Annotated in this window: 10 protein-coding genes; all 10 read right to left on the bottom strand. The window is 46.3% G+C overall.

The window, feature by feature from the left end:
• Positions 1-7 precede the first annotated feature (7 nt).
• The 10 genes from ACFVRY_RS16395 to ACFVRY_RS16350 all read right to left on the bottom strand — a co-directional run bounded on the left by ACFVRY_RS16395 (position 8) and on the right by ACFVRY_RS16350 (position 12,479).
• Complete coding sequence (locus ACFVRY_RS16395; protein ID WP_387501293.1) at positions 8-958, bottom strand: nucleoside hydrolase; 951 nt, start codon at positions 956-958, stop codon at positions 8-10.
• Positions 959-988: 30 nt separating this feature from the next.
• Positions 989-2,170 (bottom strand): MalY/PatB family protein, encoded by a 1,182-nt coding sequence (locus tag ACFVRY_RS16390; RefSeq protein WP_387501292.1) that lies wholly within the window; start codon positions 2,168-2,170, stop codon positions 989-991.
• 120 nt (positions 2,171-2,290) lie between these two features.
• Positions 2,291-2,944, bottom strand: a complete 654-nt coding sequence (locus tag ACFVRY_RS16385; RefSeq protein ID WP_387501291.1) for a deoxynucleoside kinase — start codon at positions 2,942-2,944, stop codon at positions 2,291-2,293.
• Positions 2,941-3,564, bottom strand: coding sequence for a deoxynucleoside kinase (locus ACFVRY_RS16380; protein WP_387501289.1), 624 nt, complete (start codon positions 3,562-3,564; stop codon positions 2,941-2,943). Before ACFVRY_RS16380 ends, ACFVRY_RS16385 begins: the two co-directional genes overlap by 4 nt.
• Positions 3,565-3,804: 240 nt before the next feature.
• Complete coding sequence (nspC, locus tag ACFVRY_RS16375; RefSeq protein ID WP_387501410.1) at positions 3,805-4,941, bottom strand: carboxynorspermidine decarboxylase; 1,137 nt, start codon at positions 4,939-4,941, stop codon at positions 3,805-3,807.
• Positions 4,942-4,958: 17 nt separating this feature from the next.
• Positions 4,959-6,158 (bottom strand): saccharopine dehydrogenase family protein, encoded by a 1,200-nt coding sequence (locus ACFVRY_RS16370; RefSeq protein ID WP_387501288.1) that lies wholly within the window; start codon positions 6,156-6,158, stop codon positions 4,959-4,961.
• Between the two features lie 292 nt (positions 6,159-6,450).
• Positions 6,451-7,620: a DUF5808 domain-containing protein gene (locus ACFVRY_RS16365; RefSeq protein ID WP_387501287.1), complete on the bottom strand. Its 1,170-nt coding sequence runs from the start codon at positions 7,618-7,620 to the stop codon at positions 6,451-6,453.
• Positions 7,621-7,630: 10 nt separating this feature from the next.
• Complete coding sequence (locus tag ACFVRY_RS16360) at positions 7,631-7,876, bottom strand: GntR family transcriptional regulator (RefSeq protein ID WP_387501286.1); 246 nt, start codon at positions 7,874-7,876, stop codon at positions 7,631-7,633.
• 395 nt (positions 7,877-8,271) lie between these two features.
• Entirely contained in the window at positions 8,272-11,838 is a 3,567-nt protein-coding gene (locus tag ACFVRY_RS16355) for a M14 family metallopeptidase (RefSeq protein ID WP_387501285.1), read from the bottom strand.
• Positions 11,839-12,206: 368 nt separating this feature from the next.
• Entirely contained in the window at positions 12,207-12,479 is a 273-nt protein-coding gene (locus tag ACFVRY_RS16350) for a hypothetical protein (protein WP_066372116.1), read from the bottom strand.
• Positions 12,480-13,041: the final 562 nt, after the last annotated feature.

Below are 13,041 nucleotides of genomic sequence, written 5' to 3'. Positions count from 1 at the left end.
TGAACGTTTATATGAAGGCGCTGAGGAATACGCCAACGGCACGCTCCGTATCAACCTCAACTGCCACCTCTATAAACTCTCCCGCTTTAGGCTGAGGACGCAGATCTGCAACGACCATACCAGCAGTATGTTCGCCCTTACACTCCACCCGTACCTTCATCTGGCGGGTGGTGACCAGGTCTGGTTGCAGAGCCACCATCAATGCCAAAGGATCATGCAGCGGCGCGCTTTCGATGAAATAGTTCACTTCCTGGTAGAATTTGAAGTAGTGCGTTAGCGACTCATCCATGAACGCGATGATCTCCCGATTCTCTTCCCGTCCCTGACGTTGCAGAAGGTTCAGGTGCTCCCGCGTAATAACCGTCTTCTGAGTGACATCCAGTCCCACCATCGTCAGTGGCAGACCCGAGGTGAATACATGGTCGGCTGCCTCAGGATCACCCCATATATTGGCTTCCGCCACCGGCGTTTTATTACCCGGTCTGAAGACTGTACCACCCATCACAACAACCTTCTTCAACAGATTCTTCAGATTCGGTTCCAACTTCAGGGCCTTAGACAAGTTAGTCAGATGAGCCAGCGTGACCAGTACAATCTCGCCGGGATTCTCCTTGGCGATACGAACGATAAACTCCGCTGCAGTTTCTTTGACCGGTTGCTGGCTGGAGGAAGCCAGTTCCACCCCGCCAATCCCGTTCTCGCCATGAACGCCGGTGGCATATCCTGCGGTCTTTTTCGCTAATGCTGTGCCTGCACCAACGGCCACCGGAATCTCATACCCAGGCTGTGCCAGTGTCAACAGTCGGAGCGTATTCTCTGTGGCCTGCTCCACATCCACATTTCCAAAAATCGTCGTAATCCCCTCGACCACCACATTCGGTGCTTTCAAGGCATATAAAATCGCCAATGCATCGTCTATCCCTGTGTCTACATCTAAAATAAGTCTGGTTGGGTTCATCGCTGTTGCCTCCTTGTTATATACATAATGTTACTGTGTGTTTAGGCTCCCGACAGCTCTGACGAAGCGCTCCAGCGCTTCCTGCAGCGTGGATCGGGGACAGGCGAGATTGATTCGCAGATAACCTTCGCCCTCGATGCCAAAAATTGAACCTTCTTGGAAGGCAATTTGCGCTTCCTTGTACATTAGCTTCTTGAGGCCCGGAACATCTAGTCCAAGCGCTCGGCAGTCAATCCATAGCAGGTATGTCCCATCCGGGCGGGTAATGCCGATCTGCGGCAGATGGCGTTCCAAATAATCGGTAGCATATTTCACATTGCCAGCAATGTATTGAATTAGCTCTTCCAGCCAATCTTCACTTTCATTGTAAGCAGCCTTGACGACCTCAGCGGCAAAATAACCAAGATTGTTAAGTCCCAATGCATCCAGTCTACGTTTGAATTTTCGCCGCAGTACTGGGTTGGAAACCACAATAAAGGAGGTTTGCAGTCCCGGCGAATTAAAGGTCTTCGTCACAGACAGGGCTGTCACCGTAATGTCCGCCAGTTCCGGAGACAACCCGGCAAACGAGAGGTACTTATGACCTTCAAACTCCATATCGCAATGAATACCGTCCGAGATAACCGTCACTCCATACTGCAGACATAGCTCACCCAGACGGAGCAATTCATCACGTTCCCATATCCGGCCGACGGGATTATGCGGGCTGCACAGAATCATCAATTTTGCCCCATCCTGCATTAGTCTCTCCAGACCCTCATAATCCATCTCATAACGGCCACCCTGCTGTAACAGTGGATTCTTAACAATAGTACGACCATTCATTTCGATCACATCATAGAATGGACCATAAACAGGAGTCTGAATAATCACTCCATCCCCCGGTCCGCTGAACAGCTCCACACACAAGCCCAGGCTGACTACGACACCAGGCGAATTAACAATCCACTCCCGCTTCAATACCCAGTCATGCCTTCTCTCAAACCAGGAGATAATGGCTTCCTGATAGGAGTCATCACTGATGCTATATCCATAAAGTCCCAGCTCTGCACGACGCAGCAGCGCCTCCTTCACAGCAGGCGGGCTTTCAAAGTCCATATCTGCTACCCACAAAGGCAGAATATTCTCGTTTCCAAACAGCTTTCCGCATTCATCCCATTTAACGGAACCCGTATTGCGGCGGTTAATTACACGGTCAAAATCATACTTCAACTATCGTCACCTCATCATCTTGTTGTTCAAATATTGTAACATGGGCCGGGAAATTTAAACATGCACATGTCTTAAGACAGCAAAAAGACGGCATTTTAAGCATGCCGCCTTTTCCAGAAATTATATTTTTTCTCCCGAGCCCGCAATGGTCCGACCCACCTGCTCCAGGATATCCGAGAGGGACGCTGGATCATGCACATCATAGTCATCAATGTTCAGGCGCAGCACCGGGCAAGCCTTGAATTCATCGATCCATATCGAATACCGGCGGTGCATCTGCTCCCAGTAAGAAACATCTGTCTGAATCTCCATCTCGCGGCCACGCTCATTAATCCGGCTTAGAATGGATGGCAGACTACCCTCAATGTAGATTAGCACATCCGGGTGCGGGAAGTACGGAGTCATTACCATAGCTTCATAAAGACTGGTGTAAGTCTCATAATCCGTCTTGGACATCGTCCCTTGATCTGCATGCATTTTGGCAAAAATGCCAGTGTCCTCATAAATGGAACGGTCCTGCACGAACCCTCCGCCCATCTCGAACATTTTCTTCTGCTCCTTAAAGCGTTCAGCCAGGAAATAAATTTGCAGGTGGAAGCTCCACCGTTCAAAATCATGATAGAACTTCTCCAGGTAAGGGTTATGATCCACCTGCTCCAGTGAAGTCTGGAAGCCGAGTCGGCTCGCCAGCGCACCTGTCAGTGTCGATTTGCCTACACCCACGGTTCCGGCCACCGTTATGATTGCGTTCTCCGGAATTTGATATTGATTCATTCCATAAGCTCCTTTACTTTTGTAGCAATTTCTTCAAAATGCATACGATTCTCCACGAAATCGACCGTATTGCCATCTATGGTCATAATTATAGTGGACGGCTCACGGGCAGCCAGAGAACTCATCGCATCATCGTAATCCTCGATCAGTTGCTGCAGATAGGCCTTGTCCATTCCTTCTTCAAAAGAGCGACCGCGCTTCGCAATTCTAGCCAGCAGGGTATCCAGATCTGCTCTTATATATAGAATGATATCCGGCTTCGGTAGATCATCGGTAAGCACATGGTAGATTTTGCGGTACTTATCCCGCTTTGTCCCCTTCAGCGTCCGCTCGCTAAAAATCAGATTCTTATAAATATGGTAATCCGAAATCACCGGCTTGTTCTTGTCTATGTACTGGCTGACGGTTTCTTCAAGCTGCTTGTAGCGATTGCAGAGAAAGAACATCTCCAGTTGAAAACTCCAATCGTCCATGTTCTGATAGAACTTATCTATGAATGGATTCTCTTCAACAATTTCCTTGATGATCGGAAGGTGCAACGTTTCTGCCAGCATCGAAGACAGCGTTGTTTTCCCTGCTCCGATTGGCCCTTCCACGGCAATAAATGGTGCTTGTCTCATTGATGCTGAATTCCTCCTCCAAATGCGGACCCCTGCTCTAAAAACAGACTGATTTATTGTATCACAGCGGCGTCTATTTTCGCATAATAAAAATTTAAAAGGATGACTACAAATCGTAATCTTCCCTGCTTCGCCGTTTGAGATGTGTATGATTTACTTGCTGTCCAGAAGGAAAAGACAACAAAGAAGCTTCCAACGCCGTAAACGGCTATCGGAAGCTCCCTTTAATTACGTATAGGATTAGGACAGACGACCGCTGAAATCCTCGAATTGGAATTCGCGGATAACCTTGATGCCCTCTTCTTCGTTATAGGAAGCAATGGCTGGCAAATTCACACCGTTGAACATGTGATTCTTAACCATGGAGTAGTGCGCCATGTCCAAGAACACGAGCTTGTCACCGTACTTCAGAGGCTCCTTGAAGGAGTAGTCACCAATGACGTCTCCTGCGAGACAGGTCATGCCACCCAATCTGTACGTATACGGATGCTCACCTGGCTCACCAGCTCCGATAATACCAGGACGGTAAGGCATAGCCAGAACGTCTGGCATGTGACACTCCGCAGAGGTATCTAGAATGGCAATATCCATGCCGTTGTGCATAACATCCAGCACTGTTGCCACCAGATATCCGGTATTCAGCGCTACTGCTTCACCCGGCTCCAGATAAATCTCGAGATCGTACTTCTCTTTCATGTACACAATACAGCGCACAAGAGTATCCAGATCATAGTCCGGACGGGTAATATGATGTCCGCCACCGAAGTTCAGCCACTTCATACCATGCAGGTATTCACCGAACTTCTCTTCAACGACCTTCAGCGTCCGCTCCAAGGTATCGGAGTTCTGCTCACACATCGTGTGGAAATGCAGTCCATCAATACCTTCCAGTTCTTCCGGACGGAAGTTAGGTAGCGTTACACCCATTCTGGAGAAGTTGTAGCACGGATCATATAGCGGAATCTCAAGCTCCGAATATTCCGGGTTAACGCGAATACCGCAGCTGATCTTCTTCGGTGCACTCTGTACCCGGTCCTTGAACCGGTTCCATTGATCGAAGGAGTTGAACACAATATGATCACTGTAGCTCATGATTTCATCGAACTCACGGTCCATATAAGCCGGAGCGTAGACATGAACTTCCTTGCCCATTTTCTCATAGCCAAGTCTGGCTTCGAACAAAGAGCTGGAAGTCACGCCATGTAAATACTTGCCCACGAGTGGATACATAGAGTGCATAGAGAAACCTTTCTGGGCCAAGAGGATCTTGGCGCCAGAGCGTTCTTGCACAGAATTCAAAACTTCAAGGTTACGAACCAGTAATCTCTCATCCACAAGATAGCTGGGTGACGGCAGGTTGCTGATGTCAATGTCGATTTCTTTATTCATTGGCCTTAGTCAAGCAGCGTTGGCGAGAAATCTTCTTGCCAAGGCAATCCTTGCTTATTCAATTGCTCCATGAATGGATCTGGATCGAACTCTTCGATGTTGTGTACGCCTGGTTTATTCCAGATGCCTTTCAAGATCATCATGGCACCGATCATCGCCGGTACGCCGGTTGTGTAAGAGATCGCTTGGGAGCCTACTTCTGCGTAGCACTCTTGGTGATCGCACACGTTGTATACATAGTAAGTCTTAGGTTGGCCGTCTTTGGTACCTTGGATGATGCAACCAATGTTAGTTTTACCCTTAGTTCTTGGTCCCAGGGAAGCCGGGTCTGGCAGAATCGCTTTCAGGAACTGCAAAGGAATGATTTCTTTGCCTTCATATACAATCGGCTCGATGGAAGTCATGCCCACATTCTCAAGCACCTTCAGGTGGTTCAGGTAGTTCTGCGAGAAGGTCATCCAGAAGCGGATCTTCTTCACGCCCTTGATGTTAACGGCGAGGGATTCCAATTCCTCATGGTACAACAGGTAAATGTCCTTCGGACCGATTTCCGGAAGGTCATATACTTTTTTCTCAGACAACGGTGGTGTTTCGATCCATTTGCCATCCTCGAAGTAACGTCCGTTAGCGGTAATTTCACGAATATTTATTTCAGGATTGAAGTTGGTTGCGAACGGGTAACCGTGATCACCTGCATTAGCATCCACAATATCAATCGTATGAATTTCATCAAAATAGTGCTTTTGCGCATAGGCTGTGAACACACCTGTCACGCCTGGGTCAAACCCGCTGCCCAGTAGTGCAGTAAGGCCGGCTTTTTCGAATCTTTCCTTGTAAGCCCATTGCCAGGAGTACTCGAACTTCGCAGTATCCTGTGGTTCGTAGTTTGCAGTATCCACATAGTGAACACCGGTTGCCAGGCAGGCATCCATAATGGTCAGGTCCTGATAAGGGAGAGCCACATTAATGACAACATCCGGACCGAAGCTCTTGATGAGCGCGATTACTTCCTCCGTATTGTCCGCATCAACTTGTGCCGTCTGAATCTTCGTACGGCCACCATCTAATTTATCCTTCAGCGCGTCGCACTTCGCAACCGTTCTGCTTGCAATACAAATCTCTTCGAACACATCCGGATTCTGGCAGCATTTATGAACAACAACACTGGAAACACCGCCAGCGCCAATAATTAACGCTTTTCCCAAATTAATAACCTCCTAAATTCCATATGCAAAATCAACAAGGCTGATTATACAGAATAGTTCCCAAATAATCAATAAAAACCGACAAAAAATGATATCTTTTGAGTAAAATCTTTGAGTTTCGCCGTTAATACTCTGCAATCCACCGGAATACACTGAAATGCTCTGTTTTCCTGTGAATTATTCTTTTAATTTCAAAAAATCTATAAGGCGAGGACTAAAATTAGACAACTAGATTATTGTATCACAGTAACCCACCAGTGGATACGATTTTTTCATAAATCAATGATATAACTCACCTTTGCTGCAAGTCGGCAAAAATCCTCTTCGTTTGGGACGATTCCTTAGTGTTGTACAGCGGATACTCAATGCTAACCTGTCCATTACCTTTTAACGCAAGGTGTGGGGTTGTGAATTCTGCCTGTACAGTCATCCAGCCCGCTCCGATGAGGACAACTGGCAAAAATACAAAAAGACTGCGATATATACTTTTACCCGCTTTTGTCCCAATATTAATCGTTGTGCCGATCCCTATCCGCTTTGGTACCATAAGTGAGCTGTCGCTTGGGTTATTATATGTAGTCCCGTTAATCCAATACTCATCATCATCGGTAACAAAGACCTTCCCTTCTCCCTGCCCAGCGATGTCCGCCGATAACGTCTGCACTTTGTGGTGTACCAGCAAAATACCGACCACAGGCAGAACGCTAACGATCAGAACACCCGCTATCCATAGTGCATTCTCCGGGAAGACCTCTCTCTGCAGAGCATAGGCAAGCAAAACAGCGCTAACGCTATTTAGAATGATGAGGACAAGCCACAGCAGCGACCAGTAGCTCTGGTTGATCCGGTTGAGTTTTACATTCACTTCACTGTCCACGCTGTACACCTTCGGTTTCATTTTGCCAAAAGCCCGAAATACGCCAAGCATCAGCGCCACCGTCGCCAATGCAACCGCTCCGATCACCCGGTTATCGCCGTCTCCCTGCCCCCCTATCATAAATGGAACAGCGCCAATGAGCGCAGGCACTATAAACCAAAATGGGGAAATCATCATTCGCTCCTTAAGCAGCGAAAGCTTGGTATCCACCCGGACAACCCTTTTCTCTCCGACAAACCATCCGTTCCTCACTTTGATCTCCTTGGCGGCACGATGTGCTTTCAGGAAGGCAATCCGAAGTACATACATCATGACAGCTACCCAGACCATCGTGTAGATATAGGACAGCGAGACGTATTTAGTCAGGAACAGGAGCGGCAGTAAAGCAAGCAATACCCACATACTGTAGGCAACAAACCTTTTTTTACTTGTCACCCGCAGGCGCGTCAGCTCTTCATCCTCCATCGCTTCAGGTGGCAGGCTCACACCAAACCACAGGTATTCCCTCGGCTTCAGTTGACTTACATAAGTGGCCAGAATAATCGTGAAGATTAACAGTCCTATGAGCAAAAAGAGAATCTGCATGGAAGTCCCCCTATTCTGAAATAGAATTAGTTTGAAAGGTCACCTCATTAAAAATGGCAGCACACATCTGCATAAACTCGTCGCGGGGAATGCCCTTCAGACTTGCTTCCGAGATGACCAGACGCAGCTCATTCTCAAGCTTCGCTTTAAATTCCGTCTGTCCCTCCGCCAGCGGCATGACCGTAGCCCCGTGCCTGCGATCAATGAAGATAAATCCTTCATTCTTCAAAATGGCATAGGCCTTGTTCACAGTCATCGCGTGTCCCCTGTACCAGTCTCCTTAAGAATGAATAATGGCTCCCTCTCCCCAACTAACAGCATTTTTGTACCCTAAATTTCTTGAAAAGCGGGAAAACAGGAGAATAAGAGCATTATCGTATCTTATTTTTCTAAAAAAACCTTAAAAGGACTATATCCGAAAATTTAACGTACAATATTGACTTTAATTCCCATCAATGCTTAGCTGCAGAGTATTTAGGGTACAAAAATGCCGTTAATTACACTTTGGGGGTTCGATTCTCCGAAGGACTCAGGATACAAGTAACAAGCACAGCGAGAGATTTCCTTGCCAGACGGCTACATAAAACAAAAGGATGTCCCTCAGCCATAGCCGGCCTCGGGACATCCCTTCATTCGTATCTGCTGATTCTATTACTTCAAGTTAATCAGATTGCTGATGATAACCGCAGCTTGCGCGCGGTTAGCGATGCCTTTCGGTCCGAACGTGTCGGCTGTCAAACCTTTGACAATACCTTCTTGGGCAAGCAGCGCTACCGCTTCTTTACCGTAGGAAGCAATGCTTCCTTTATCCTTAAAGGTCGCAAGTGTCGCGTCAACGTCGCTTACAGTCTTGCCTTTGAATTTCTTCAGGGCATTGGCAGCGATGATCGCCATTTCCTCACGGGTAATCGCACGCTTCGGATCGAACTTGCCTCCACCTACACCGTTAATCAGGCCGTTTTTGACCCCGGAAGCGATGTAGCTATAAGACCAATCCGCTGCATCCACATCAATGAAGGAAGACTCCGCCTTCTCATCAAGCAGATCGAAAGCACGCACAATCATAGTGATGAATTCGGCACGTGTAACTTCTTTCAGTGGTAAGAATGAATTATCGTTTATACCTTTAATAATACCTTTTTCCGTCAGTTCCTTAATGGCATCCGTTGCCCAAGCCACTTTACCAAGATCAGTGAAGGCTGGCGCAGGTGTTGCTGCAGGCGCAGAGGGTTGCACTGTTGGAGCCGGCGTCGCACTAGGTGCAGGTGTTGCAACAGGTCCGCTGCCACCCGATGACACAGGCGGCGGAGTCTCCAAGCCACCATTGTCCATACCATCTGCTTCGGTCGCAGCCGGGGAAGAGGCATAGATCGCATTAGCCAGCAAACGGAACTGGTTCTGCGGATGATATTTGTTCAGTAGGTCATTGGCAAACAACGTTACATTCAGGTTGTTCTGCTTGAAGCTCAGAGCCAATACTTGGTCCTTAGCAGCACTGCTGTTCGGCCACCATCCGGCTTTGAAGAAGTCATCGCCGTTGCCGTATTTAGCCAGCACCTCTGCACCCTCTGGAACGCTAGTGATGTAAGCCGCCGACACAGTGTACAGGTATTCAGAAGCTGCGTAAGGCGCTGTAATTACGTTATCTTGGGAGATAACCGCCTTGAACAATCCTTCATGAGCATCAGCTTTGCCAGCTGCGTTGACTGGGTTCGAATAATCCAGACCCGGCAGGACCTTCAGTTTTTTGACTGTGTCCAGCATACTTCTTCCATATCCGATAAACGGTTTACCGGTTGTAATCAAATTGGTTCCCGAGTTCACAAGAACGTCGGCTGCTGCGGTATCTGTTGTTACTTTAAATCCAAGATCAGCCACAATGAAGCCAGGTGCACCGCCAATAGCGACACTCGGAGCCTTCAAGAGCTTACCAGTCTTATCTGCGGATGGACTAAATGGTACAAGATCCAGCAGATATTTGGAAGCAACGGTTCTTAAGTTCGATCTGGAGACGAGGAAGCTTCCTTTTTCATATCCATATCCGTCTTTTTCGAGCAGAGTTACAGCTTTTTTGTTCGCCAGCAGCTCATTTACTGCTTTGATCGCATCATTGTTGCTGTTACGGATTACGTAATTTTGCTCGAATGGATAGCTATCCAGGTTGGTGCTAGGAATTGCAATACTCGTAACTTGCTTTGTTGTTCCCTTAAAAGCACCAGCAGTGCGGATAATGTGACGGTCGAAACCGCGCATATCTGCGAAATTTTGTACTGTATCGGAATACATTTCATTGAAGTCGGATACGTTGAGTCCATCATACAGAACCAGGTTCGCAAATCCGCGTTTGGCCTGATGCATGTTCACGACATAGGTTCCTGCTGGGTAAGTAACAGAACCCACAGTAACACTAGTGGTGGTCTGCTCTACCTTAATATTGTTACGGAGCAGGTACTGTACCATTTTGTACGTTTCCAGCTCATTTTTCTGCAGGCTTTTGTCAACTGGCAGCACGTAATACTCAGGGAAGAAGTTTGCATTCTCGCCCCGCGGACGGCCAATCGGCTCGTATTTCGCATTAATCAAGTTTTCATCAACAGCTTTGTTGTCTTCATTGTTAATTCCACGTTTGAAAATTTCCAACTGATTCAGGAACAACTCTTCCTTGTTATCCACTACAAAGCTGGTAGCTCCAAGGGCTGCATAATAGAAAGCATCTAAAGAGTCTTCGTTCAGCTCAGGAACCTCGATCGTATGTCCCATTGCACCTTGGTGCATGGCGTATACAGCCGTATAAGCCGGGGAAGCATCATCCCATCCAGTAACATAAGTACCGGCATCACCTTTATAGTTCGGATTTGCTTTTAACTTTTTACTTTCTTCATACGGAATATGATAAGAATCATATTTAGTATTCGAAATCGCTGCGTTACCCATCGCTTTGGCTTGTTTAACCATATTGTCCAGAACAAGGTCATACTCGATGTTAGGATCATGTGGCGGAGTGCAAGGCTCGATCAAGAAACCACTGACAAATCCGTGCATATCCAGGAAGCTAAGCGGCGTCCATTTGGCAATTTGTGCCGTTACTGCTTTAGTCTCGGGTTGAGTCTGGTAAGAGTTGTCCCGGTTAGGATCCAGCAATGTAGCAGTAGCGCGTGTGTTCAACGCACGGCCATCCGGATTTTCTACATAATCCAGAAGGAAGATTACGTTATCCAATGCCGAATCAATATCAAGAGATACTTTTTTAGGATTTTTATCCTTATCAATCGTGTCATAAGTTACTACTTTTTGTGTCATCAGGGTGTCGAGGAACTTGATGATCACGTCTACCCCGTTAGCTTCATCAGCATGAATGTTGTTGAGCCAGATAGGCACTTTATAGTCTTTCAGTTCACCGCTTCTGATCTTCTCCTGCAGTGCAGCAGGATCATTCATCATTAGTGGCAAGGTTTCATTCAAATATTGGTCAACCGAAGCTTTGTCTTTACCCACGATGGAGAAGTGGATCGCACGGCCCTGAGTAGAAGTACCAATTTGTTGATATTCTACGTAGCGGTTGTACTTATTGTTGCCCGGCGCAGTGATACGGTCAATCGCCGGCTTGATCTCATCGTATGTATGATAAGTATCATACGGGTTCAGCTTCACTTGCTGCTCTGCTACAACATGTCCGGACGGGATGGAGGCTACCAGGTTGTATATACCTGCACGCTTCACATACTCTGCACGGATCCCGGAGAGCGACAAATTGACGCCATACAAAAGGTCAAAATGAACCAGTGCTTTGACAGTAGAACCAGAGACAGGCTCATAAGTCACCTTAATGAATGGGTCTCCCGTATAATCTCTAACTTTAGAGTCATTATTCCATTTCTTCCAAGCAGCCAGCGGCTTCATCTCTTCTGCATTTCTGCCGAAGTTCCAGATGATTTGGTCAGTGGTTGTGCCTTGCGGAAGATCGAACGTGATTTCCAGTGTTCTGGCTTCCGTCATGGAAGCTTGGTATACCTCTGTAGATACTGTAGGTGGCGCATAGACTTCCGATGTTACCGATGTCTGAGATACCCCTTCGGAAGATCCTGCTGCATCAGCTGCAGGTGCTGTAACAGCTTGAGGTGCAATCTCGCTTACTACTGGTGCGGCATAGGCTGCTGGAAGCAGTCCTGACATCATCAGGGTAAACGCAATTAATAAGGATAATAATCTTTTAGACATGATAAACCCCCTGTATGTTCGTGTTGATAGATTTCTGGCCGAAGCATCCTCTCGGCTCTATGAAGCTATATTCCTTGCATTCCTCCATTCCGGCATATCTTCTAAACCATCCGGAAAACTGACACTCCCATGTAAGAACCGGATTAATATGCAGAATAAACTATTATTATTCATATGAGATACTATAATATAGCATTTGTTTCAATTTCGGAAGCACTTTTATTAAAATATATTAAAAAAATTTAATATTTTCTCTTCGCATGAGCTGATATTAATATAAAATCCATGGGGGCCTACCCTCAGAAAATAGCCCTCCATTGTATGGAAGACTATTTTCTAGATTTAAATAATTACATTTTCGTAATATTTTACACGCTATTTCTCTTGGCTTTGCTCCAACTAAAAAGGATACGCCCAATACCGATAATTGACGCAATTACAAGTACCGTTGTATTCCAAGTCCATGCTTCGGTACCATACCGTAATGCCGGGGTCACCCCCAACGCGATAGCTACGGTAAACCCTATGAGTATTACCACATCCGGTGCTTTGCTTCCTTCTCTTTGTTTTTTCTTATAAATGTTAAAAAATAAGCTGCACACAATAATAAAGATCAGAATAGCAAATAGATAAACATTCATTTGAATCCCCCTCTCATATCAGCCTAACATGTTATATCCAAAATCTGTATGAGTCATTAATTCTAAATTTTCGACTATATTCGACATTACAAGTCGCAAGAAACGAGAAAAAATGAAGGGGAGTGGGAGCTGTACGAGCGAAAGCGTTCGCCTGAAAGCTTTCCGCTGGTAAGCTCGCACCCGTAAGCCTAAGCTGTTGCCAGATTTCAACCGCTAATTATGTAGTGAAATTAAAACCCTTCTTCTCCCTAACTAACGGCATTTTTGTACCTTATATTCATCGAAAATAGGTTAATGAGGGAAATAAGGGCATTATTGTATCTTATTTTCCGAAAAAGTACGCTTCAAGGGATAATCCGGAAGATTTAAGATACAAAAATGCCGTTAATCACCACTAACCCTCAGCGGCAGAGGATTTAAGGTACAAAAATGCCGTTAATTCCACTTCGGGAATTCTAATAATAATTCATAACGTCATACTCAAGAATAGCCCCGTTAAAACCATACCTACGCATATAAAAAAAAAAGCTGTCCCTGAGTGTCAGGAACAGCTTGTTAATAT

This window comes from Paenibacillus sp. NPDC057934 (genome assembly GCF_042887565.1).
GTDB lineage: Bacteria > Bacillota > Bacilli > Paenibacillales > Paenibacillaceae > Paenibacillus_AQ.
Note: the sequence above shows the minus strand (reverse complement) of the source record. Positions and strands in the feature narration are given on the sequence as shown.

Coding starts and splice junctions, on each gene's coding strand:
- ACFVRY_RS16395 (WP_387501293.1), bottom strand. CDS start 958: ATGAACCCAACCAGACTTATTTTAGATGTAGACACAGGGATAGACGAT.
- ACFVRY_RS16385 (WP_387501291.1), bottom strand. CDS start 2,944: ATGAATCAATATCAAATTCCGGAGAACGCAATCATAACGGTGGCCGGA.
- ACFVRY_RS16380 (WP_387501289.1), bottom strand. CDS start 3,564: ATGAGACAAGCACCATTTATTGCCGTGGAAGGGCCAATCGGAGCAGGG.
- ACFVRY_RS16365 (WP_387501287.1), bottom strand. CDS start 7,620: ATGCAGATTCTCTTTTTGCTCATAGGACTGTTAATCTTCACGATTATT.
- ACFVRY_RS16360 (WP_387501286.1), bottom strand. CDS start 7,876: ATGACTGTGAACAAGGCCTATGCCATTTTGAAGAATGAAGGATTTATC.
- ACFVRY_RS16355 (WP_387501285.1), bottom strand. CDS start 11,838: ATGTCTAAAAGATTATTATCCTTATTAATTGCGTTTACCCTGATGATG.
- ACFVRY_RS16350 (WP_066372116.1), bottom strand. CDS start 12,479: ATGAATGTTTATCTATTTGCTATTCTGATCTTTATTATTGTGTGCAGC.